This window comes from Clostridium beijerinckii, from assembly GCF_036699995.1.
Taxonomy (GTDB): domain Bacteria; phylum Bacillota; class Clostridia; order Clostridiales; family Clostridiaceae; genus Clostridium; species Clostridium helianthi.
Window position 1 is genome coordinate 524,169 of the sequence record NZ_CP144906.1, and the last position, 23,341, is coordinate 547,509.

21 protein-coding genes, 1 tRNA gene and 1 riboswitch are annotated in these 23,341 nt (G+C 29.2%); of the genes, 16 read left to right on the plus strand and 6 right to left on the minus strand.

Annotated features, from left to right (window positions below):
* Positions 1-306 precede the first annotated feature (306 nt).
* Entirely contained in the window at positions 307-1,200 is an 894-nt protein-coding gene (locus PZA12_RS02640) for an ROK family protein (RefSeq protein ID WP_078115809.1), read from the plus strand.
* Positions 1,201-1,355: 155 nt separating this feature from the next.
* Here PZA12_RS02640 and PZA12_RS02645 read toward each other — a convergent pair whose 3' ends face one another.
* Complete coding sequence (locus PZA12_RS02645; RefSeq protein ID WP_103698998.1) at positions 1,356-3,449, minus strand: glutamine synthetase III; 2,094 nt, start codon at positions 3,447-3,449, stop codon at positions 1,356-1,358.
* Positions 3,450-4,202: 753 nt separating this feature from the next.
* On the opposite strand from PZA12_RS02645, the gene PZA12_RS02650 reads away from it, so the two are divergent.
* The 3 genes from PZA12_RS02650 (at position 4,203) to PZA12_RS02660 (ending at position 6,534) form a co-directional block, all read left to right on the plus strand.
* On the plus strand, positions 4,203-4,670 hold the full coding sequence (locus PZA12_RS02650) for a methylated-DNA--[protein]-cysteine S-methyltransferase (RefSeq protein WP_078115811.1): 468 nt from the start codon (positions 4,203-4,205) through the stop codon (positions 4,668-4,670).
* A 302-nt stretch (positions 4,671-4,972) separates the two neighbouring features.
* Positions 4,973-5,590: a DeoR/GlpR family DNA-binding transcription regulator gene (locus PZA12_RS02655; protein ID WP_078115812.1), complete on the plus strand. Its 618-nt coding sequence runs from the start codon at positions 4,973-4,975 to the stop codon at positions 5,588-5,590.
* 131 nt (positions 5,591-5,721) lie between these two features.
* The gene (locus PZA12_RS02660) at positions 5,722-6,534 is read left to right on the plus strand and encodes a Cof-type HAD-IIB family hydrolase (RefSeq protein WP_078115813.1); all 813 of its coding nucleotides are present in this window, start codon (positions 5,722-5,724) and stop codon (positions 6,532-6,534) included.
* Between the two features lie 242 nt (positions 6,535-6,776).
* Here PZA12_RS02660 and PZA12_RS02665 read toward each other — a convergent pair whose 3' ends face one another.
* Positions 6,777-7,586 (minus strand): IclR family transcriptional regulator, encoded by an 810-nt coding sequence (locus PZA12_RS02665; protein ID WP_078115814.1) that lies wholly within the window; start codon positions 7,584-7,586, stop codon positions 6,777-6,779.
* A 243-nt stretch (positions 7,587-7,829) separates the two neighbouring features.
* Between PZA12_RS02665 and kduD the strand changes: the two genes are divergently transcribed.
* From kduD to PZA12_RS02700, 7 genes are all read left to right on the plus strand, one after another.
* On the plus strand, positions 7,830-8,612 hold the full coding sequence (kduD, locus tag PZA12_RS02670; RefSeq protein WP_103698999.1) for a 2-dehydro-3-deoxy-D-gluconate 5-dehydrogenase KduD: 783 nt from the start codon (positions 7,830-7,832) through the stop codon (positions 8,610-8,612).
* 133 nt (positions 8,613-8,745) lie between these two features.
* The gene (locus PZA12_RS02675; RefSeq protein WP_103699000.1) at positions 8,746-9,693 is read left to right on the plus strand and encodes a sugar kinase; all 948 of its coding nucleotides are present in this window, start codon (positions 8,746-8,748) and stop codon (positions 9,691-9,693) included.
* A gap of 88 nt (positions 9,694-9,781) precedes the next feature.
* Entirely contained in the window at positions 9,782-10,408 is a 627-nt protein-coding gene (locus PZA12_RS02680) for a bifunctional 4-hydroxy-2-oxoglutarate aldolase/2-dehydro-3-deoxy-phosphogluconate aldolase (protein ID WP_078115816.1), read from the plus strand.
* A gap of 317 nt (positions 10,409-10,725) precedes the next feature.
* Positions 10,726-11,115 carry a bacteriohemerythrin gene (locus PZA12_RS02685; protein WP_078115817.1) on the plus strand — a complete coding sequence of 130 codons (390 nt, stop codon included), beginning with the start codon at positions 10,726-10,728 and terminating at the stop codon, positions 11,113-11,115.
* A 158-nt stretch (positions 11,116-11,273) separates the two neighbouring features.
* A riboswitch (FMN riboswitch) is annotated at positions 11,274-11,391 on the plus strand.
* 188 nt (positions 11,392-11,579) lie between these two features.
* Entirely contained in the window at positions 11,580-12,161 is a 582-nt protein-coding gene (locus tag PZA12_RS02690; RefSeq protein WP_078115818.1) for an ECF transporter S component, read from the plus strand.
* Positions 12,162-12,933: 772 nt separating this feature from the next.
* A complete protein-coding gene (gene rd / locus PZA12_RS02695; protein WP_023974876.1) occupies positions 12,934-13,095 on the plus strand; it encodes a rubredoxin in 162 nt (53 codons plus the stop codon).
* 195 nt (positions 13,096-13,290) lie between these two features.
* Positions 13,291-14,055 (plus strand): DeoR/GlpR family DNA-binding transcription regulator, encoded by a 765-nt coding sequence (locus tag PZA12_RS02700; protein WP_077841451.1) that lies wholly within the window; start codon positions 13,291-13,293, stop codon positions 14,053-14,055.
* A 152-nt stretch (positions 14,056-14,207) separates the two neighbouring features.
* On the opposite strand, the gene rimI is transcribed toward PZA12_RS02700, so the two are convergent.
* Genes rimI through tsaE form a run of 3 tightly spaced genes read right to left on the minus strand, consistent with a single transcriptional unit; the run spans position 14,208 to position 15,837 of the window.
* Positions 14,208-14,648, minus strand: coding sequence for a ribosomal protein S18-alanine N-acetyltransferase (gene rimI, locus PZA12_RS02705; protein ID WP_077841452.1), 441 nt, complete (start codon positions 14,646-14,648; stop codon positions 14,208-14,210).
* A complete protein-coding gene (gene tsaB, locus PZA12_RS02710) occupies positions 14,648-15,379 on the minus strand; it encodes a tRNA (adenosine(37)-N6)-threonylcarbamoyltransferase complex dimerization subunit type 1 TsaB (RefSeq protein WP_077841453.1) in 732 nt (243 codons plus the stop codon). Before tsaB ends, rimI begins: the two co-directional genes overlap by 1 nt.
* Positions 15,376-15,837 carry a tRNA (adenosine(37)-N6)-threonylcarbamoyltransferase complex ATPase subunit type 1 TsaE gene (tsaE, locus tag PZA12_RS02715; RefSeq protein WP_011967818.1) on the minus strand — a complete coding sequence of 154 codons (462 nt, stop codon included), beginning with the start codon at positions 15,835-15,837 and terminating at the stop codon, positions 15,376-15,378. Before tsaE ends, tsaB begins: the two co-directional genes overlap by 4 nt.
* A 447-nt stretch (positions 15,838-16,284) precedes the next feature.
* Here tsaE and PZA12_RS02720 point away from each other — a divergent pair, with 447 nt between their 5' ends.
* The 5 genes from PZA12_RS02720 to PZA12_RS02740 all read left to right on the plus strand — a co-directional run bounded on the left by PZA12_RS02720 (position 16,285) and on the right by PZA12_RS02740 (position 21,542).
* Positions 16,285-17,187 carry a metal ABC transporter substrate-binding protein gene (locus PZA12_RS02720; RefSeq protein ID WP_077841454.1) on the plus strand — a complete coding sequence of 301 codons (903 nt, stop codon included), beginning with the start codon at positions 16,285-16,287 and terminating at the stop codon, positions 17,185-17,187.
* A 188-nt stretch (positions 17,188-17,375) separates the two neighbouring features.
* Positions 17,376-17,450 (plus strand) — tRNA-Trp (locus PZA12_RS02725).
* Between the two features lie 548 nt (positions 17,451-17,998).
* Positions 17,999-19,534, plus strand: a complete 1,536-nt coding sequence (locus tag PZA12_RS02730; protein WP_242984905.1) for an ABC transporter ATP-binding protein — start codon at positions 17,999-18,001, stop codon at positions 19,532-19,534.
* Positions 19,531-20,601 (plus strand): ABC transporter permease, encoded by a 1,071-nt coding sequence (locus PZA12_RS02735; protein WP_039773871.1) that lies wholly within the window; start codon positions 19,531-19,533, stop codon positions 20,599-20,601. Before PZA12_RS02730 ends, PZA12_RS02735 begins: the two co-directional genes overlap by 4 nt.
* Positions 20,601-21,542 (plus strand): ABC transporter permease, encoded by a 942-nt coding sequence (locus PZA12_RS02740; protein WP_078115819.1) that lies wholly within the window; start codon positions 20,601-20,603, stop codon positions 21,540-21,542. The genes PZA12_RS02735 and PZA12_RS02740 overlap by 1 nt, the downstream gene beginning before the upstream one ends.
* 280 nt (positions 21,543-21,822) lie before the next feature.
* Here the strand turns inward: PZA12_RS02740 and PZA12_RS02745 are convergent, their stop codons facing one another.
* Positions 21,823-23,256, minus strand: coding sequence for a DDE-type integrase/transposase/recombinase (locus PZA12_RS02745; protein WP_168983577.1), 1,434 nt, complete (start codon positions 23,254-23,256; stop codon positions 21,823-21,825).
* Between the last annotated feature and the right edge of the window lie 85 nt (positions 23,257-23,341).

The window sequence follows — 23,341 nt, forward strand, 5'->3', positions numbered from 1 at the left end:
TATATAGATGGTATTTTTTTATGATTAGGCATGGGAGATTTGTGGTTGGCAGAAATTATAATTCCAGCTACAATAAGGTTGTTAATAGAGCTTTTACTAATTAGAGTTAGTAAAGAATTAACAGGATGTATAGACATATTGTGTGGATAACTATAAGAAGATGTTGATAATTTTAAGTTACTTACTTTGAATTGAAAGAGGTTTAACATTATGCTATTATTATTTTAGTAAACGTTATTTTTGTAAATATTAGGGCATAGAGTGTGGGTGAATTAAATTTTAAAGATAATAATGAGAGGTGTAAAGATGAGATATTTAGTGTTAGATGTTGGTGGAAGTTCTATTAAGTATGCACTGATGACAGAGGATTTGGAGTTTATTGAAAAGGGTAAAAAACCAACACCACTTGATAAAATTGAAAGTTTTATAGATGTAATAGGTGAAATCTATGATATATATAAAGATGATATAGAAGGAATAGCTATAAGTATGCCAGGAGTATTAGATAGTGAAAAAGGCTATACTTATACAGGTGGTGCACTGTCATATAATGAAGGTAAAGAGATTGTAAAAATTCTTAAAGAAAGATGCCCGATAAAGATTACAATAGAGAATGATGGAAAATGTGCAGCTTTAGCAGAGGTTTGGAAAGGAAGTTTAAAAGATTTCGATGATGGAGTTGTAATAGTACTAGGAACAGGTGTGGGTGGAGGAATAGTTCGAAATAAGAAAATCCATAAAGGAAAAAACTTCTTTGCAGGTGAGTTTAGCTTTATAAATACAAATGTAAATAATACTGAGAACACGGATGAGTGTTGGGGATCTATAAGTGGTTCTAAAGCATTGATAAATGAAGTTGCAAAGGTAAAAAGTCTTCCGACAGATGAATTAGATGGGTATAAAATATTTGAATATGCAAATAATAACGATCCAGATATTCTTAAAATTTTAGATGATTTCACTTATAAGCTAGCAGTACAAATTTTTAATTTACAGTGTATATTAGATCCAGAAATATTTGCAATTGGTGGAGGGATAAGTAGTCAAGAGATATTGATACAATATATTAAGAGGAATGTGGACAAGTATCAGAAGAGTTTTGAAATTGATGATTTACCAATACCTAATGTAGTTAGCTGTAAGTTTAGAAATGATGCTAATCTCATAGGAGCACTATACAATTTTATAACTAGCAAATAAAATATAATTGTATTAAATGCTAATGATATTTTCTAGGAGGGTATCATTAGCATTTAGCTTTTCTAATAATAACATTATACAAATTAACTTAGTAATAATATATAAAATGGAGTGATTCTAAAAAGAATCACTCCATTTTATATAAAGATTTTATATTAAACGTTGAATAACATATCGCTATAAGTTGGAATTGGCCAGAATTCTTGGTCTACTAGAGTTTCAAGTTTATCAGCATCAGCTCTTAAAGTATTCATTTGTTCAAATACTTCATATCTGTACATCATTCCTAAATCGAATATATCTCCATCGAAGTTATCAGCTTTTTCAACTAATTTTTCAAGAAGAGCAACATTCTTATTTAATGAAGCTGTTAATGTTGAAACTTCAGTTAATAATTCAGTTTGAACTGATATGTCCGCATTCACACCAGTAGCCTTTATAGTATTAATTGATTCTGCAAGACTTGTAGCAAACTTAATTACAGCAGGTAAAATTTGACGTTTTGCCATTTCAAGTGTTGTTAAAGCTTCAATATTTATAATCTTATTGTAGTTTTCTAAAGTGATTTCATAACGAGATGTTGATTCTACTCTAGTTAAAACTCCATGCTTTTCTAATACAGCTTGATTCTTTTCATCTATCAGAGCTTTAGCAGCTTCTACAGTTGAGTGGATGTTTGGAAGTCCTCTTCTTTCTGCTTCAGCAACCCATTCATCTGAATATCCGTTACCGTTGAATATGATTCTCTTATGGTTTTTAACGATATTTGTTAAGATTGATTGAATTTCAGTATCTAAATCAGTAGCTTTTTCAAGTTTATCTGCAATTTCAGATAAAGTTTCAGCAACTATAGTATTTAATACAAAGTTACATCCAGCAATTGAAGCAGAAGATGGAACCATTCTAAATTCAAATTTATTTCCAGTAAACGCAAATGGAGAAGTTCTGTTTCTATCAGTTGCATCCTTTGGAAGTGGAGGTAATGTATTTACTCCAATAGTTAATTCACTTGCAGACTTAGAACTTGTAGCTGGACCCTTTTCAATTTGTTCTAATACATCCTCTAATTGATCGCCTAAGAAGATAGAGATTATAGCAGGAGGAGCTTCGTTAGCACCTAATCTATGATCATTTCCAGCATTAGCAGCTGATACTCTTAATAAGCTTGGATATTCATCAACAGCTTTTATTACAGCACAAAGGAATAAAAGGAATTGTTGATTTTCGTGTGGAGATTTACCTGGTTCAAGAAGATTCATTCCATCATCAGTACCCATTGACCAGTTATTGTGTTTACCTGACCCGTTTACGCCAGCGAATGGTTTTTCATGAAGCAAGCAATATAAATCATGTTTTGCAGCAACTTTCTTCATTATTTCCATTGTAAGTTGGTTATGGTCAGTTGATATATTTGTTGTGCTAAATATTGGAGCTAACTCATGTTGAGCAGGAGCAACTTCATTATGCTTAGTTTTAGCTAATATTCCAAGCTTCCAAAGTTCTTCGTCTACTTCTTTCATGAAATCAGAAATTCTTTGTTTGATTGTTCCAAAGTAATGATCTTCAAGTTCTTGACCCTTTGAAGGTTTTGCTCCGAATAATGTTCTTCCTGTTAAGATAAGGTCTTTACGAGCATCATACATTGACTTATCGATTAGGAAGTATTCTTGTTCAGGACCAACAGTTGTAATTACTCTTTTAGTAGTAGTATTACCTAATGCTTTTAAAACACGTAGAGCTTGTTTGTTTAAAGCTTCCATTGAACGTAATAATGGAGTTTTCTTATCTAAAGCTTCTCCGTTATAAGAGCAGAATGCGGTTGGTATACATAAAGAACCATCTTTTATGAATGCTGGTGAAGTACAATCCCATGCAGTATATCCTCTAGCTTCAAAAGTAGCTCTAAGTCCTCCTGAAGGGAATGAAGATGCATCTGGCTCACCTTTAATTAATTCTTTTCCTGAGAACTCTAATATAACTTTTCCGTCAGAAGTTGGATTTATAAAAGAATCATGCTTTTCAGCAGTAATTCCAGTCATAGGTTGGAACCAGTGAGTAAAGTGAGTAGCACCTTTTTCAACAGCCCAATCTTTCATTGCAGCTGCAACAACATCTGCTACATCTGGTTCAAGAGTAGTTCCTTTTTCAATTGTCTTTTTTAAAGCTTTATAAGTAGCTTTAGGAAGACGTTCTTTCATTACAGCATCGCTGAATACATTTGAAGCAAAAATTTCATTGATTTTGTTCATTAATAAGATCCCCTTTCAGAATACACAACATTTATTTAAATTAATATTAACTAATTAAAAACATTAATAATTTTAAAAAAATTTTAGAGTATAAATGATAAATTGTCAACAAGAAATAAGAAATTGCCACATATAAGTTCCTGCCATATAAATTCATATATGGCAAAAAATTCATGTTAAAAAAATAAAAAGCTAAAGAATTATTTTAATATTCTCTAGCTCCTTTGCTAAAATCTTATTCAATTAATAAATCAAACATAGTTAATATATAACACTGATAAGACTGCCATAGCCTTAAGTATTTTCTATAACAATTATACTATATTGTTATAGGTTGTACAATACAAAAATCCGATTTTTTGCAGTAAAAAATTAGTAGAAATTTAAATATTTATATTATATTTTTACTAATTTTAATATAAGAATTATAATTAAAAAAATTATTCTGATATGGCTTTATTCATAGAAGATATATTATTAAGGTATATAAATTCAAAATAAAATATTTGATTTTTTATAAAATTGTTTGGTTATTTTGAATTTAATTTTATGGTAATATATTAAGTAACAAAGTTTCTAGTCTGATTAAAGACATTAGTTTTTAGATGGAGATGAAAAGTATGTTCAGGTATGTTAGTGACATAAGCATGATTTCCCACTATATAATTAAAGAATTTTTGCAAAATAGGAGTGAAGAAGCACCTATTTTAATTGTAATAGAAAAAAAATAATATTGCGAAAAGGAAGTGCATTATGGAAAATGTATATTACTATAACACTAAAATCGGCAAAATCAGCATAGTGGAAAATGGTACAGCAATTACAAAAATTTGTTTCATAAGCAAAGATGAACTTAATATAGAAGGAAATGAAACAGAGTTACTACGAAAAGCTATAAAACAATTGGAAGAGTTTTTTGAAGGAGAGCGAAATTGTTTTGATTTACCATTAGCGCCTAAGGGGACGGAGTTCCAAAGAAAAGTATGGAGTGCTCTACAAGAGATTCCTTTTGGAGAAACAAGGAGTTATGGTGAAATTGCCAAAATAGTAGGCAATGAAAAAGCAGCGAGAGCTGTTGGTATGGCTAATAATAAAAATCCAATTCCAATTATAATACCTTGTCATAGAGTGGTTGGTGCTAATGGTAAATTGGTTGGATATGCTGGTGGTCTTAATGTAAAGGAAAAGCTTCTTGAAATTGAGAAGGATTATAAAATATAACTTGAAAAATAACATAATTTAATAATATTAATAATATAGGTGAGCAAGTCTTTATGAATAGTAAACTATTTGTAGAGATTTGCTTTTTTTATTTACGACAAACAAAGAACATTGTTTCAAGTAAAGTTATAGTGCTCAAATAATTAATACTAAATTTTTGATGGTTATTAAAAATTTAGGAAATGTTTTGAAGATGAAAATAATTATTATATAAAGTGTTTTAGGTGAATAATGATTAAAGTGCTTATAAGTATTGAAAAAATAATTGTATATGCTTATAATTACTTATAAGGGGTGGTTTTATGATTGGGAAAGAAGGATATGAAAATTTTAATAGAGACAATATATTTTCATATAAGGAGAGGTTGAAATTAAATGTTAATGAAAAAACTAAGATTGTTGAAAAGGCAATGAAATTTATTCATAACAATAAAACATATTTTTTTGATGTTTCTACTAGTATTGAATTTCTTTCAAGATCATTAGATAAAAAAGTAACCATATTTACTCATTCCATAGATAATTTTAATATACTTTCAGAAAAGAGTGGGATGGTAGTAAATTTGATTGATGGAAAATTTAATAAGAAAAATCGCTTTTTCTATAGAAGGAATTATGATGAGTATTTCAGCGGAGTTGAGTTTGAGGCAGCATTTATAGGTGCTGGAGCTATAAAAGGTAATGGCATTTATTATGAAAATGAAGAAGACGCTTATATTAAAGGGGAAATTGTGAAAAGGGCTAAGAAGGTTATTTTGCTTGCCGAACATCAAAAGTATGAAAAAGATGCCTTTTATAAAGGGTTAAACCTAGATCAGGTAGATATTATTATTGTTGATCCAATCTCGGTTTCTTTTTTTAGTGATATTATGGAATTGCATAATATTAAAATTAATCCTAAAAGTCTAGTGATTATATAAAGAAAACATATTAATTTAAGTAGTGTTATTTAAGAGAATAAAATTGAGTTTTATTTGTTTATAAGTATTCAATGCAATAAGTAATTATAAGCAATTGAATGTTTTATTATAAATAGTTAGGGGATGAGTCAATGAAAAAAATTAGAATGGTCTGCTTGGATATTGATGGAACTTTGTTAAATTCAAATCATGAAGTAACTGAAAAGGTGAAAAGTACTATAAATAAAGTTGCAAATGATAAGAAAATACCTGTAATTTTAGTTTCAGCTAGAATGCCGAAAGGGATAAGATTTCTTCAAGAAGAACTTGGAATAGAGGAACCAATTATATGCTATAGTGGTGCTTTAATTTTAGATAAAGATAATAGTGTATTGGCTAGAGAAGTAATTGATGTTTCTAATTTCGAGGAAATATATAAGTTAACAAGTGAAAATAACATTCATATGAGTTTATACAAGGAAGATGAATGGTATATAGAAAAATTAGATTACTGGGCTAAACAAGAAAGCGAAATAACTAACATCATTCCTAATATCATTGATTTTAATAAATTAATAGAACAATGGAAAAGAGAAGGGGTAGGACCAAGTAAGATTTTATGTATGTCTAATCCAAAAGAAATAAACTTCTTGAAAGAAAATATTTATGGGAATGATTTAAATATATATCCTTCAAAGCCAACATACTTAGAAATTATGCCTATAAAAGCATCAAAAACATCTGCAATAACCTGCTTACAAAAGAAATTCAGTATAGATAAATCAGAAATAATAGCAATGGGAGACAATTATAACGACATTGATATGTTAGAGTATGCAGGAGTTGGAGTAGCGATGGGAAATGCTCCAGAAGATGTGAAGAAACATGCTGATGATGTAACCTTAACTAATGATGAAGATGGGGTAGCAGAAGCACTGATAAAATATGTTATCAACAAGAAATAAAGAAAATGTTTTATGTCTGCTGTATTTAGAACTTTCATAAAATGCTTTTTTAGAGATGTGTAAGCATAGATAATAAGTATAAAAAAGTTAAATTTTAACTCATACTATCGAAGTTATGTGAAATAAAAATGAATTACATACACTTGCGGAATGTTTATTTATAAACTTAAGCAAATGTATGTAATTTATTTAAATTCCAGCCTTTTTATATTTGAAATTTATTAATCTTTTATTCCAAATATTTATTTTATATCTGTATAATATGCATATCCCATAAGTCGGCTAATATTTTTAGCTACATTCATAAATTCGTCTTTGTATTTTAATAAATCATCCATAGTATTAAAGAGTGTTACAGATGAGAGACTAGTTGCGGCAATAATTTTATTAGTTCTATCAAAAATAGGAACAGCTATGCATATAACACCCGTATCGTATTCAATATTGTCTAATGCATATAGGTTCTTTCTTATAACATGAATTTCTTCTATAAGAACATTTATATCAGTTATTGTGTTCTCAGCATATTTTATGAATTCTGTATCTTTTAATAATTCTCTTATTTTATCATCAGAATATTGAGATAATATCAATTTACCAGAAGCAGTACAATAAATAGGCGCTTTTTTTCCTATACTAGAAGACATTATTATATTTCTACTAGTATTTTCGGAAGATACTTTATCTACATAAATTATGTTATTAAATGATTCGTCAGGAATACAAAGATGTATTACTTCATCAAACTTATTAGCAAAGTCATATATATGAGGTCTGGCGACATTTATTAAATCCATACTATTTGTTATAGAAGAAGATAAGTTAAGAAGCTTAATTCCTAATTGATATTTATCGTTTTCTGTATTTTGTGTAACATATTCTTTATATTTTAAAGTTGTAATTATTCTATGTATGGTACTCTTGCTTAAACCTAAATTTTTTGACAATTCAGCAATTCCACATCCTTTTGGATATTCGGCTAAGCAATCAAGTATATCAAGAGCACGTTCCACCGATTGAACTAAGTTTGGATTGCTTAAATCCTCTGACATATAAAATCCTCCTAAATAGTTTTATCTTTATACTACATTGTAATGTTTAATTTTAATTTTAACAAATAAAAAGTTAAAAATTTTATTTTTATATCAGTATCATTGACAATTGTAAGTGATGATATTAGAATTAAGATAATAAATGAAACGGCGTTCCACAGTACGGAACGATGGCGCGCGTTGAAAAAATTTAATAATACATATAAGGATGGAAATATTTATATGGAAAGGGGAGAATAGATAATGGAAAACATTTTGGATCAGTTTTCAATGGACTTTTTTAGATTAGATGGAAAAGTGGCAATAGTTACTGGAGGAAATACAGGTCTTGGACAAGGATATGCAGTTGCATTAGCTAAGGCAGGAGCAGATTTAGTTATTTCTACCCACGGTGATAATTGGGATGATACACGAGAATTGATAGAAAAACAAGGCAGAAAAGTCATATTTGTGAAAGCAGATTTAACACAAAAAGAAGGAAGGCAGGATGTGATTAATTCTGCGATGAAATCTTATGGGAAAGTAGATATATTAGTAAACAACGCTGGAACTATAAGAAGAACACCTCTTCTTGATTATAAAGAAGAAGACTGGAACGCAGTTATGGATATTAATTTGAATGCTGTATATTTCTTAAGTCAAGAAGTTGCTAAAATAATGGTTAAACAAGGCTCTGGTAAAATAATAAATATAGCGTCTATGTTATCATTTCAGGGTGGAAAGTTCGTGCCTCCATATACAGCAAGTAAACATGGAGTTGCAGGTATAACAAAGGCATTTGCTAATGAATTAGCGAGTAAAAATATTCAAATAAATGCGATAGCACCTGGATATATAAAGACAGCAAATACTGAGCCAATAAGAGCAGATAAAGAAAGAAATGCAGAAATCCAGGGAAGAATACCAGCAGATAGATGGGCTGAACCATCTGACTTAATGGGAGCAGTAGTATTTCTAGCAAGTAGAGCATCTGATTATGTTAATGGCCATATTCTAGCAGTTGATGGAGGATGGTTAGTAAGATAATCAGTATTCAAAATTATATATAAATATTGACTAAAATTAAAAAATGGCCTTATCAAAAGTATAGATATGGAAATCTATCTCTAGATTATTTTGGTAAGATTAAAAACAAATATATAGTGAAAGTGGTGTATTTATGGACGTAATTACTATAGGAGATGCAATGATTGCAATGTGTCCTCAAGAAAAAGGACCAATAATATTTTGTGACACATTCAAAAGAAAAGTAGGTGGAGCAGAATTAAATGTTGCAATGGGATGTGCAAGATTAGGATTGCAATCTGGATGGATAAGTAGATTAGGAAATGATGATTTCGGTAAATATATATTAAAGACTGTAAGAGGTGAGGGGATAGACACATCAGAAGTACAACTTGTTGATGGATATCCAACTTCAGTGTATTTCAGAGAAGTTTTATCTGATGGATCAAGTAGATCGTTTTATTATAGAGAAAAATCACCAACTAGTACAATGGATGCAAAGAAATTGAATGAGGAATATATAAAAAATGCGAAAGTGCTTCATATTACAGGCGTTTTTCCTTCAATAACTGAAAATAATAGAGAAGTTATATTAGACGCAGTAAAATTAGCTAAAAAAAATAATCTTATAATATCATTTGATCCAAATATCAGATTAAAGATGTGGACTAAGGAAGAAGCAAAAAACTATATAGAAAAACTTTTACCTTATGTTGATATTCTTTTAATAGGTGATGAAGAAATAGAGATATTATTGGGAGATGCAAATATAGAAGAAGCAATAAAAGTTTTCCATAATAAAGGAATAGAAAAAGTAATAGTTAAAAAAGGAGCCAAGGGAGCAATAGGTTCAGATGGTAAAAATATTTATGATATTGAAGCTATTAAACCAAAAGCTTTAGTTGATACAGTAGGTGCAGGCGATGGATTTGCGGCAGGATTTTTAACGGCCTTATTGAAAGGTAAGTCACTAGAAGATTGTGTTAGATTTGCAAATGCAGTTGGATCATTAGTTGTAGGTGTCGAAGGCGATAATGAGGGACTACCTTACTATGATGATGTTTTAGTACATTTAGGGCAAGCAAAGAAAATAGAACGCTAAGAATAGATATTTGTATTTAATAAAGTATTTTATGAATGATGTAGATTAATTTTAAATAAAATAAATTAAAGATGAGGTGTAATAAATAATGTTTGAAAAAATATATAATACATTAAAAGAAGAAAAGGCAGTAGCTGTTATTAGAACTAAGACATATGAAGAAGCAAAAGAAATAAGTATAGCAGCAATTGAAGGCGGAATGAAAATTATAGAGATAACTATGAGTGTACCAAATGCACCAAAGTTAATAAAAGAATTAAAAGAAGAATATAAAAATGCTTGTGTTGGTGCTGGAACAGTGTTAACAAAAGATGCTGTAGATGCATGTATTGAAAACAATTCTGATTTTATTGTTTCTCCTTGTATAGATGAAGATGTAATTGCTTATGCAAATCAAAGAAAAGCATTAATAATTCCAGGCTTAATGACAATGTCAGAGTTAAATAAGGCTTACAAATTAGGTTTGAGATTTATTAAAGTATTCCCAGGTAATGTTGTCGGAAAGGCATTTATAGGGGCAGCAAAATCAATATTCCCAGATCTTAGCGTTATGCCTACTGGAGGCGTAAACAAAGATAATATAAGTGAATGGATACAAGCAGGAGCAGATTGTAGCGGTATAGGTAGCGATTTAAATAAAGTTTATAAAAGTAACGGTGTTGCAGGTGTAAAAGAATATTGCGCAGATGTTATAAGTAAAGTTAAAAATTTATAATTTTCAGTAAAGATTTAAAGCACTTAATCAATAAAATTAAGTGCTTTAAATCTTTTTTTATTAATGATTTTCTGAGCTATTTTTTTTAGATATTTATAAAATAGTTATGTTAAAAGGCAGATTGTTTTAGAAAGCAACAGATACTGTTAATATTATTTAAAATGTAGGGTTAAATAATATCAATTTGCAATTTATATTTAGAAATTTATCTATTGAATAAAAGACTAATGATAGTGACTTTATATTAAAAAAATGATATATTAATAAAAAATGGACCGAGTATAATTAAAATAATGAGTAGAAGGAAGGTATTATACATGTATGAAATGAAGGAAGAATACAAAATCGGAATTGATCAGATTGATGAGCAACACAAAAAGCTTTTTGAATTGGCAGATAAAGCTTATACGCTGTTAAAAGATGAATTTGCAATTGATAAGTATGATAAGATAATACATATTATGGATGAACTAAAGGATTACACAATTTTCCACTTCAAGTCAGAAGAAGAATATATGAAAAGCATAAATTATAAAAGACTCTTTACTCAAAAAGTTGAGCATGATAAGTTTATTAAAAGTCTTGAAGAAATAGATTACAAAAACATTGATGAAAATCAAGATGAAAGTTTAATAAAACTTTTGAATTTTTTAAATGATTGGTTAACAGAGCATATATTGAAAACTGATAAGCTCATAGGAGAATAGTATAATTATAATAAAAACGTTTTATTATAATTATTTTGCGGTGAGGGTGAGATATAGAAATCTTACTCTTTTTTTTATTATAAATTTAAAAATGTAAAGAGTACTCAAATAGATGTTGCAAAGTATTGATTAAAGTTATATAATAAAGAAAATAAAATATATATCTTCAGGGCAGGGCGTAAATCCCTACCGGCGGTATAGCCCGCGAGCTTTTAAGAAAGCAGATTCGGTGTAACTCCGAGGCCGACAGTATAGTCTGGATGAAAGAAGGTAACCTATTAGGAATTGAAACTTGATTTATTATTACTTACTGAATGTATGCCCTGATGTATTTTACATCAGGGCTTTTTATTTTTTTATAAGTATTGCAAATAATTCAGGAGTAAATAATGTAATAAGAATACTTTGATACTAAATTCCTAATAAGCTACACCAAGAAGATAATCTTTTGGGAGGCAAAGAATATGAATGAAAAAACAAGTAAATTAATCAAAATCTCTTTATTATCAGCAATTGCAATTATACTTATGTATTTTGATTTTCCAATAATACCTGCGTTTCCATGGCTTAAGATAGATTTGAGTGATGTACCAGCATTGTTGGGTGCTTTTGGATTTGGTCCTGTAGCAGGGGTAATAATAGAATTAATAAAAAATCTTTTGGTTCCATTAATTAGAGGAAGTCAAACAGGTTTTGTTGGAGAGACAGCAAACTTCTTGTTTGGGGCAGCATTAATTTTACCAGCATCATTTATTTACTATAGAAATAAGAGCAAGAAAAATGCAATATTAGGAATGATAATAGGTGGAATTGCAATGGAGGCAATGGGAATTGTGGGTAACATATATTTATTATTGCCAGCTTATGGGATGAAGATGCCAGCAGATATGTTACAGAATTATGTTTGGGCATTACTAGCTTTCAATGGAGTAAAGGCCATTATGGTGTCAGTATTAACATATATTCTATACAAAAAAGTATCTGTTTCAATTTTTAAGGTTGAACCAAACTTTGGCAGCTCAGAAAATAAGACAAAAATTGTATAATTTTAAAATAATATAAGTAGAAAAAGCTGTAACAAAATAATTCAAATTTTGTTACAGCTTTTTATTGTATATTGGTTGGTATATAAATTTAGTATTATATATAACCATTTATATTAAATTGATTTTTAACATGATTATTAAATAAGCTAAAGATGATAATTTATTTAATGTAGGATCAAATTTTAATAGTAACTATTGAAATAAAGAGGAGTGCTTTCTCCTTTCAAATTTATAATTTAGATTTAATTTGGCATACTGGTTATAATAATATATAAATAATTAACTTTAAACAGATATATTATAGTTTTTAGATATATTAATATTTATTATCCCAAAAGTGATAAAGTAAATTTATTAGTAGAAAGTTAAAATTAATTAATAATAATTATTGATTAATAATGGATTATTTGGTATTATATATATAGAAAACATTAAAAGATTAAAGAAGATATTTAATGATCAAGTGAATATAAAGAAAATGAGATCATAATAATTTATCATAGCATTTAGAATGCAACAAGACGAATGGCTAAATGTATATCAAAAGGAATAACAAGTAATAATAAAGAGGTAGTAGTTAAATTATTAACTCTGCAAGAAGTCACAAAAATGATATAATTATAGAAACCTTTAAATTAAAGGTCATTCTAATTAGCTCATTACAATAAATGCAGAAGCGCTTAATTGATATATATTTTACAAGATGATAGATTAACATAGTAAGATATGTATTTATTAATATTTAATTATCAAATCTAAGGGAGGTTTTTTTATGGAAAAATATATTTGTACAGTATGTGGTTATATTTATGATGAGGCAGCAGGTGATCCAGATAATGGAGTTGCACCTGGAACAAAATTTGAAGATATTCCAGACGATTGGGTTTGCCCATTATGTGGAGTTCCAAAATCAGATTTTGAAAAAGAACAATAATAGATATTGTTTTAATTTAAATTTGACTATATAATTATTTTAGAAAATTTATAAATAAGAATAAAATATTTAAAAACAATAGATATAAGGGGCTATCAAAATAATTTTATTAGATTTTGAAAGTCCCTTATAATATATTTATATTAATTATTTACCACAAGGTCCTAAATAATAAAAATGGGAGAATGCATAGATATGTTTACAGAAGAGAGACTAAACGAAATATTAAATATTTTAAATACATATGGAAAAGTTAAAGTTAAGGATTTAAGTAAAAAGTTTAATGTAACAGAAGATTGTATTAGAAAAGATTTAAAACAGCTTGAGCATACGGGAAAGCTAAAAAGGACGTATGGAGGTGCGATCCAAATAAGGGAATCATCTCAGTTGTATGACATTTCAGAAAGAGAGAAGATAGATATTTCAACTAAAAGCATAATTGCTAAGAAAGCCTTAGAGCTAATACAAGATAGGGAAACTATATTTTTAGATTTATCAACAATTAATATTCTTATAGCTAAATCTATTTTGACAACTCAAAAAAGAATAACTGTAGTAACAAATATGTTGGAGATAGCAAATATTTTAGCAAAAGCAACCAATAATATTACGGTTGTAGTTGCAGCCGGGGTTTTAAATAAATCTCTTAATGGCTTTATTGGATCTTCAACTAATGATTTTATTAAAAAATATAAATTCGATAAATCTTTTATAGGAAGTTGTGGAATTGATGCCTTTGACAAAAGTATAACTACTTTTGAAATTGAGGATGGAATCACTAAGGCTACAATAATACAATCTAGTAAAAAGACATTTTTAGTTATGGAGAACAAGAAATTTTTTGTAGATGGTAATTATAAATTTGCAATGATTGATGATATAAATGCCATAATAACGGATGAAAAGCCTAATCAACAAATTATAGATGTATTAGAAAGTAATGAAATTGAATTGATATAGAATAGAAGTGAATCAATTAGTAGAGGTAGTTTTTTGCTACATATAAATTGATGATAAGTGTAAAGAGACAATTTATGCAATTTGAACATAATGATTGCATTAATTGTCTCTTTGATATGTTTACCTAAGCACAGAAATTTGCAATTGAGATATTACTCCTTTAACCACATTAAAATAGCATCTTCCTTGTTATCTTCATAGTACCCTTTTCGAATTCCCTCTTGTTTAAAGTTATATTTCTCATAAAGGGCTTTGGCAGCGGCGTTACTTTTTCTAACTTCGAGAGTATATGCTACACACCCTTGAGATTTACAATAAGATAGTAATTCTTCTAGGAGTTTAGAGGCTATTCCTTGTTTTCGATAGTTTGGATGTATTGCTATGTTTGTTATATGAGCTTCATCCAATACTATCCATGTTCCAGCAAATCCTACAACTTTATCATCAACTTTAGCAACAAAATATTTAGCAACAGGATTGGTTAGTTCCTGCATATAAGAACTTTTGCTCCAGCATATAGAAAAGCTCAACGAGCTTATATCTAAAATTTCATCTATATCTTCTTCTTTCATTAAATTTATAGCTATATTCACTATAATCTCATCCTTTGCTCGTATTCTCTTTCAGCCTGAGATTTTTTAAGATAAACTGGAGCGGAATTTGGATCGTCATATTCTCCGTTCTTTAATAGTATGCTGCCTATTTCGCCTAATGAAGAGGCACGAATTAAATTAAGGTGATTAGGAGGAAAATATGAATTTGGACAATTATCAATCAAATAATCTTTATATTTATCAACACCATCGCCTATAAAAATAACTTTTTCATTTTTGGATTTAATTATTTCTATAAGTTCATCAATATCCAATGCTGAATAATCTAATAGACGTTCCAATTTTATAGGTGAATTTGAATCATTATTGTTATTGCAAGTATATTCTCCTTTATATAGTGAAGTATAAACACTATTTCTTAAAGCATCCATTATAGGGCATATTATACCATCGAAATTAGATACGCTAAATGCAAGTGCATCTAAACTAGAAACACTAATGTAAGGCTTGTTACTTCCCAAGCTAAGACCTTTTATTGTTGCCATGCCTATTCTAAGTCCAGTAAATGAACCGGGACCCTTTGAAATAACATAGCCATCAATATCATCAATACTTAAGTTGTTATTGTTTAGCAACTCTTGAATTATAGACATTAGTATTATAGAGTGTTCTTTCTTATCGTTTAATGTAATTTCTCCAAGTAGTTTATCATCTTTCATCAAAGCAGCAGTTGCCACTTTAGAAGATGAATCTACGGCAAGAATAATCATATTTTCAACTCCTTTATATAATCATATCTTTTTCCATAAGCATTTAGCGTGATTTTCCTATAATCTTCGCCTTTGCTATAATCTTTCTTTATATCTATATGAAGTAAGTCATTTGGTAGAATTTCTTCTATATAATTTGCCCACTCTATTATTGATACTGCATCTGAAAATATATAATCATCAAATCCAATTGCATATATTTCATCAGGATCACTTACTCTATAAACATCGAAATGATTGAGCTTTAATCGACCGCTATCATATTCGTTCACTATAGTAAATGTTGGACTAGTAATATTATCGTTAATGCCTAATCCTTTAGCTATGCCCTTTGTAATATGAGTCTTACCTACACCTAAATCACCAGTTAAGCAGATTATATCACCGGCATTTAATAATTTGCCTAAATTTATTCCTAATTTAGCAGTATCATCTACATTATAAATTTCAAATTCCATGAAGTGCCTCCTTTAAGTGAGAATTAATTCTTATTAATTAGAATTTTATATCAATAACTTACATATAGTTATTATGTATAGAACCTAATAATTGTTAAATCTACAAACTCTCATCTTTTTATTTTATCTCAAAATTGCATAAAAGCAAATTAATAATGTATTAACTAATTTAATTATATAAAACAGGAAATAAGCATCCAAAAAAATGTAATAAATTTGTATATATTTATTTTAAATTAGTTGGTATAATAAAAACAGGTATATGCTAAAATTTAATTAACAGAGTAATTACTGAGGTAACATATGTAACTCAATATATATAAAGTGAATTATTTTATGTTTAACCTAATAAATGTTAATTAATAATTAACTTAAGAAATTAATTACAGTACATATTAAAAATAAAGTTATAAATGAAGTCAGTTAAATTTTGGAGGTGACTTGTCTTTGAAGAAAATTACCTTTGCCATGGTTATAATAACCATAGCATTGTCTTTTGGTATGAGTTTTTTTTCAAATCCTTTATTAGCTAATACTGAGAATAATAGAACTGAAAGCAGAGATAAATATCTAAATATAATGACAGTTAATAAACCACAATATTATATGGTTAAAAAAATTATAAAGGAAAAGAATAATGCAGAGTATATGTTTACTAATGAGAAAGATATTAGTGAATTTAAATATAGTGAAGATGTTTTAAATAATATATCCAATATGGATTTATTTATATATTCCGGTACATCTTTTGAACCATGGAGTGATTCACTAATTAGTGAATTGAAGAAAGGAAACCTTGGGATAATAAATTTAGCTAGAGGCATAAAATTATTAAATTATGGGCATGATAATGACACTAAAGAAAATCCTTACTATTTTGAAGGCATAGAAGAGTATAAAATAGCATTATACAATGTAAAAGCAGCTATTCAAGATAGAGATCCTCAAAATAGAGATTATTATGAGGAAAATTATAATGAAGCTATCAAAAATTTTGATACTAGCATAAAGGAATATAGTGAAAAACTAAAATCCTTAAGTGAATATAAATTTATTACATTAAATAATGATTTTGATTATTTAACTAAGTCTTTAAATTTAAACACTATTCAGCTTGATAATCATGAGTTAAGTGAGTTTATAAAAATTAATAATTTAGATCCTAAAAAAATAATAATAATAGTTGATGGTGAAAAAGGAACAAAATTAGATTTGTCAGGTTATAATACTATAAAGCTGTGGAAATATTATGGAGATATGTCTTTTGATGATTTGATTTTATACAATATAAAAGAATTATCAAAATGGGCTAAACCCAATGAAGTCGTAAATTCTAGTAATGCAAAATAGAATTACTTATTTTTTGAGTTATATATCCTTTTATTATTAGATATGATTATATACTGCACTAAAGAATCTGTAAATTTTGAATATAAATATAAAGTATCTTCTATTTAGTGTAGTTTTATTTTCATGATAATTAATTATAAAAATAAGTTGATTTCTTTATAGATATGTTATATAATGATTATTGTCTTAGGGGTATGGCTCAACGGTAGAGTAGTGGTCTCCAAAACCATTGGTTGTGGGTTCAAATCCTACTGCCCCTGCCACAAAAATCGTAGTACATTGTACTACGATTTTTTTACTTGCAAAAATAAACTCTTAGGACCTAGTGAAAGACGTAGCTTTATATTATTAAAAGTTTTCGGAATTTATTTCCTAATATTTATCATAGAGCAAGATTTAATCAAAAAGAAATTCATACAAAGTAATTTTAGAAATTAAAAAGTATTTTATAGTATGTCAATATTTAAAGTTGATTATATGTTGCTATTGCAGCATGAAAATGTAGAATATTTGCTTTAATAAGCAAATTAAAGATATATTAATCAAACATAAGTTGTACATTTATATATTATAAGAATTTGTAATGCAAAAGTTGATATAAGATGTTATTATAAACCAATAGTAGAACTAAAATAATTAATTTGAAAAATGTTGACAATGAAAAATAAAGAATATATAATGTGGATATAGTTTAGTATAAGTAAAAAAAATTAATATAATTTAAATTAGACAGAGAAGTCTTATTCCGTAATTTATGGAATAAGACTTTTTTATTTTACTAGAAAAATATTTATATGGGAGGAATTATAGAGTGGAATTTCTTAGAATAGAAAATATGACAAAGAAATTTAACAATGTTTTTGCAAATAATAATATTAATTTAATAATAAACAAAGGTGAAGTTCATACTCTTTTAGGTGAAAATGGAGCAGGAAAGAGTACACTTATGAATATTATTGTGGGATTGTACCAACCAACGAAAGGAAATATACACATTAATGGGAATATAGTGAAAATAGATTCTCCTGCAAAGGCAGTTAAAATGGGAATTGGTATGGTACATCAGCATTTTATGCTTGTGGAGGCTATGACTGTTTTTGAAAATATAATATTAGGAATAAGAAAAGATAAATCTATTTTTATTAAAAAAGACATTATTAGAAAAGACATAATGGAGCTTGCGAAGAAGTATGAACTAAATGTAGAACTTGATAAACAAATAACAGAAATATCATTAGGTGAACAGCAAAAGGTTGAGATACTTAAGGCATTATACAGAGGAGCGGAGTTATTAATTTTAGATGAGCCGACAGCAGCATTAACAGATCTTGAAGTTGTTGGATTATTTGAAATTATTAGAAAGCTTATAAGCGAAAAGAAGTCCGTTATTTTTATATCTCATAAGATGAGAGAAGTTTTAGAAATTAGTGATAAAATAACTATTCTTAGACAAGGAGAAACAATTAAAACATTAGATAAAAATAATACAAACTCAGAAGAACTTGCAAATCTTATGATAGGACGAGAGTTAGTTCAGAGTAAATATAAGAAAGTTAAAAGTACAAAAGAAAATATTATTTCAATAGAACATGTAGATTATAATAAGAAATCAAAACATAATGGATTATTTGATATTTCATTAACTATTGGTAAAGGGGAAATAGTTGGCATTGCAGGTGTTGATGGCAATGGGCAATCTCAATTAGCTCAACTGGTAACAGGAGTTATTTCACCAGATAATGGACAAGTTTTGCTGAAATCAAAGAGGATTTCAAAATTCTTACCGGAAAATTTTATAAATTCAAGTGTTTCACATATACCTGAAGACAGAAATAAGATGGGACTTATTGGAAATATGACCATTAAGGAGAATATGGTACTTAAAGATATAGAAAAATCACAATTTTCTCTGGGTAAAGGATGGTTTTTAAAGAAAAAAGAAATTACGAAATATGCGAACAAGATGAAAGAAAAATATGATATCAGATGTGATTCAGTAGAACAGGAAACAAGAAACCTTTCTGGTGGTAATCAGCAGAAAATTATTTTAGCACGTGAAATAGAAGAAAATCCAGAACTTTTGGTAGCAGTACATCCAACAAGAGGGTTAGATGTAGGAGCTACAAGATATGTTCATGATAAGATGATAGCCTCTAGAGATAAAGGCTGTGGAGTTTTGCTTATAAGTGCAGATTTTGATGAAGTATTAAAATTGTCAGATAGAATTTTAGTAATGTTTGAAGGAAAAATTGTTGGTATATTTTCAGGTGAAAATCCTCCAATTAACGAAATTTCCCTTGCTATGGCTGGAAAAACTAATGAAAATATGGAGGAAGTATTAGTATGAAATTAAAAAATGTCTTAATTAAAATGTTTATACCTATCATTTCAATAATATGTGCTTTTATAGTGGGTGCAATATTGATTACAACTATTGGAGGAAATCCAGGAGAGGCTTTCTTGTATTTATTTAAAGGTGCATTTGGAAATTTAACAAGTTTTGGGAAGACATTAGTTAAAGCAATACCTTTAATTTTTACGGGACTTGCAGCAACCTTTGCATATAGATGTGGTGTCTTTAATTTAGGAGCAGAGGGTCAATTTATTATTGGTGCTGTAACTAGTATATGGATTTCAGTAACTTTAAAAGGTGTATCAGGAGTTTGGCTTATTATATTAAGTTTAGTGCTAGGAGCAGCAGCTGGTGGAATTTGGGGTGCTATTCCGGGAATATTGAAAATTACAAGGGGATTAAACGAAATGATAGTTAGCATTATGCTCAACTATGTGGCCGTACTTTTTATGGGATATCTCTATACAGGTCCTTTAAGAGAAGGAAATGTTCCTCAGACAGAGGCTGTCAGTGATGCTTTAAAACTTGGACGAGTGTTTGGATCTAACGTACATACTGGTTTTATAATTGCTATAGTTTTAGCTCTTGTAATATATTATTTTTTATTTTACACATCAAAAGGATTTAAACTTCGTGCAGTGGGAATGAATGAAGTAGCATCCATGTATAATGGATTTTCTGTTAAAAAATTTATGTTAATGTCATTTATAGTTTCAGGAGCAATAGCTGGACTAGGTGGAAGTGTTGAACTTCACGGAGTACAATATCGTCTAATGTCTGGATTTGGAACTGGATATGGCTTTGACGGTGTGGCGATTGCACTCATTGGCCAATTAAATCCTATAGGTACTGTGCTTGTAGCGTATCTTTTTGCAATACTACGTACTGGAGCAAATACAATGCAGGTTGGTACTGGTATGCCAACTTCAGTAATAGATATCATTCAAGCGTTGGTTATTGTATTTGCAGTTGCAGGAAGTGCGCTTGTTAATCTTCCAAAAGTTAAACAGTTCTTTATTAATATAACTTCAAAGAAACAAACAAAGGTGGTGGAAGGATAATGGGGGACATTTTAAATGCAACGTTCATTCAAGAATTGCTTTTATCTACAGTGCGTATGGCAACTCCTATTTTAATGGTAGCAATTGCTGAACTTTATTCAGAACGTGCTGGACTGGTGAACATTGGACTTGACGGAATTATGGCTTTTGGTGCACTTATTGGATTTTTAGTGGGATATGCTACAGGGAATCCTTACATTGGAGTTTTAGCAGGGGCAGTTGGAGGAATACTTGTTAATATGATTTATGCTTTTTGTGTAATACATCTTTGTGCAGAACAAATAGTTTATGGTATGGCGATTAACATATTTGCACCTGCTATAGCATCATTTATTTATAAGATATATTTTGGAATAAATTCATCATTAATACAAGGCCCTTTAATGGAAGCGGTGCCTATTCCTTTGTTAAGTGATATACCTGTTATAGGTACAGTATTATTTGATCATACACCTATAGTATACTTCACATATTTAATGGTGCCTATAACTGCAATATTTTTAAATAAGACAAAGGCAGGTTTAAATTTTAAAGCTGTAGGGGAATATCCTAAGGCGGCAGAATCACTAGGAATTCATGTGGTTAGACAGAAATATATTGCAAGCATTATATGTGGAGCTTTAGCTGGTATTGGAGGAGCTTATCTTACAACTTGTTATATTAACACATATTCCGATGGAGTAGTGTCAGGAAGAGGCTTTATTGCATTGTCAGCAGTAATATTTGGAAGATGGATGCCAGGCGGAGTATTATTAGCAGCATTATTATTTGGATTTGCCGATGCTCTTCAATTAAGGATGCAGGTAGCTAGCGCAGATACTCCTTATCAGCTGCTTGCAATGATTCCATATCTTTGTACACTATTTGCATTGGCATTCTTTGGAATAAAAAAGGCAGGTCCAAAGGCAAATGGAAAACCATATTTCAGAGAAGAACGTTAATAAAAGAAATCTAAATTATAGGTTTTACCTACAATAATTATAGATAAAAGCAATAAACAAGGTAGTGTAAAAAATATATGAAAAATCAATCCAACTACCATTTAATGTTAAATTATGTTTGCTAGTTGCCCTTGACACACCTAAAGATAAATGGTCTTAGGCAGTTAAGGACGGGTGAATGATAATTTTGAACATGACTAATAGACCCGCCTATTGAGATATTTTACCATTTATCTTTGTGGGCGTGTCAAGGGTGCGTTTCACCAACTGCTTTAGATCATTAGGCAGTTATTGTACAGTTATTTAGAACAAAGTCTTGAGATAGTTCAATAAATTTGCACCATCTAGTAGGCATGTTGGACATTGACTCTAACTCTTCAAGGATTACAGGAGTTTTGCCTTCAAGGGCAGAATGTGGTCTTAGAAAGTTAAAGTATGCCACAAACATAGTTACAAATGCAACCGACCCGTTAGGACTTCCGAAGCCAGTAGTAGCTCTATAATTGCCTTTAAAGGTTCGGTTAAGACGTTCAATAATTTGCTTCAATGGCCTATATTCTTTTGAAACTTCATCTTTATTGGTTAAGCCTATAACTTGAGTAACATCGAATTTTATACTATGGCTTGCAAAGAAGTGCTGTGCAAGAAGATATATAGGGTTACCATCAGTTATAAGATTAAGATCTTCAGGTATTTCTTTTAACTTACTTAGAACATCATCGATGGCTTTTACAGCCGTTTCGGTATCTCTATGTGGTGATACTCTGTAAGATAGAATAATCTTTTTAACAGCATCAAAAAAGAAGAAAATATAGTTCCACTTACCGTTAACTTTTATGTAGGTTTCATCGCCGCAGAAAGAGTCAGAAAGTTTATAATCGTAGTTATCTATAAATGGCTTAACTACAATTGAAACGGCATTAACATAGTTTAAAATTGCTTGATGAGATATTTTAATATCATGAATATCTTTAAGCAATGCAGCTGTCTTTCTGGAAGATAAACCGTAGTTAACGTAGTAAGTTAGAATGAGTCCTAAGGTGTAAGAAGAAATCATAATGTTTGGAAGAGAAACCTTTGATTTTACCGGACTTTCTTTAGAAAGTGGCTTAAAGTCAAAAGTGAAATCTCTAAATATGTATCTAACTTTGAACTTACCAGGATTCTTCTTAAAATCTTGTTTTTCAGATTTTGTCATTGATTTAAGATTATTTTGGTAAAAAGAGCAATTATCATTCTTACACTTATAAACGTAGAAATCCTTACGCGCCTTGATTCTTTCAAGTGTTTTACTGCAGTGAGGACATCTTAACACTATGGATTTCTGATAGTAATTTTTAGGATTGAATGTGGTATCACAGACTTTGCAAAGATATTGTCCTCGGCCTCCGTTATTATCGTAAAGATAGGTATGTGGAGCACCACACTTAGGACAGATAACATCCTTAGGAGCTAACGCTTTGTTTTTGCGAGGTTTCACAGGAGCAAATTCTTTGCCGTGCTTAAACTCATATTCAGCTATTAGAAGCTTATAGTTAAGTTTTTCGGGAACATCAAAGATTGGTTGATCATCTACTTGAAGCTTTCGGTATTCTTTCTTAACAGGTTCGTCCGAAATGCTTTTAAGCAAGTTTTTGCCAACCAGCAAAGTCATGAGATACTTTATAATTTCAATAAGATAAATTACAGTTTCAAGAAGAAACTTATTAATCATGGTAATAGCTTGCCTCCTTTTTTAGTTCAGTGTTTTTGTTTTGCAAGTATAAAATATCTTAACTTTTTGGGGGTGGCAAGTTATT

Coding starts and splice junctions, on each gene's coding strand:
- PZA12_RS02745 (WP_168983577.1), bottom strand. CDS start 23,256: ATGATTAATAAGTTTCTTCTTGAAACTGTAATTTATCTTATTGAAATT.
- PZA12_RS02680 (WP_078115816.1), top strand. CDS start 9,782: ATGTTTGAAAAAATATATAATACATTAAAAGAAGAAAAGGCAGTAGCT.
- PZA12_RS02685 (WP_078115817.1), top strand. CDS start 10,726: ATGTATGAAATGAAGGAAGAATACAAAATCGGAATTGATCAGATTGAT.
- kduD (WP_103698999.1), top strand. CDS start 7,830: ATGGAAAACATTTTGGATCAGTTTTCAATGGACTTTTTTAGATTAGAT.
- PZA12_RS02735 (WP_039773871.1), top strand. CDS start 19,531: ATGAAATTAAAAAATGTCTTAATTAAAATGTTTATACCTATCATTTCA.
- rd (WP_023974876.1), top strand. CDS start 12,934: ATGGAAAAATATATTTGTACAGTATGTGGTTATATTTATGATGAGGCA.
- PZA12_RS02690 (WP_078115818.1), top strand. CDS start 11,580: ATGAATGAAAAAACAAGTAAATTAATCAAAATCTCTTTATTATCAGCA.
- PZA12_RS02660 (WP_078115813.1), top strand. CDS start 5,722: ATGAAAAAAATTAGAATGGTCTGCTTGGATATTGATGGAACTTTGTTA.
- tsaB (WP_077841453.1), bottom strand. CDS start 15,379: ATGATTATTCTTGCCGTAGATTCATCTTCTAAAGTGGCAACTGCTGCT.
- PZA12_RS02655 (WP_078115812.1), top strand. CDS start 4,973: ATGATTGGGAAAGAAGGATATGAAAATTTTAATAGAGACAATATATTT.
- PZA12_RS02665 (WP_078115814.1), bottom strand. CDS start 7,586: ATGTCAGAGGATTTAAGCAATCCAAACTTAGTTCAATCGGTGGAACGT.
- PZA12_RS02675 (WP_103699000.1), top strand. CDS start 8,746: ATGGACGTAATTACTATAGGAGATGCAATGATTGCAATGTGTCCTCAA.
- PZA12_RS02700 (WP_077841451.1), top strand. CDS start 13,291: ATGTTTACAGAAGAGAGACTAAACGAAATATTAAATATTTTAAATACA.
- PZA12_RS02640 (WP_078115809.1), top strand. CDS start 307: ATGAGATATTTAGTGTTAGATGTTGGTGGAAGTTCTATTAAGTATGCA.
- tsaE (WP_011967818.1), bottom strand. CDS start 15,837: ATGGAATTTGAAATTTATAATGTAGATGATACTGCTAAATTAGGAATA.
- PZA12_RS02645 (WP_103698998.1), bottom strand. CDS start 3,449: ATGAACAAAATCAATGAAATTTTTGCTTCAAATGTATTCAGCGATGCT.
- PZA12_RS02740 (WP_078115819.1), top strand. CDS start 20,601: ATGGGGGACATTTTAAATGCAACGTTCATTCAAGAATTGCTTTTATCT.
- PZA12_RS02650 (WP_078115811.1), top strand. CDS start 4,203: ATGGAAAATGTATATTACTATAACACTAAAATCGGCAAAATCAGCATA.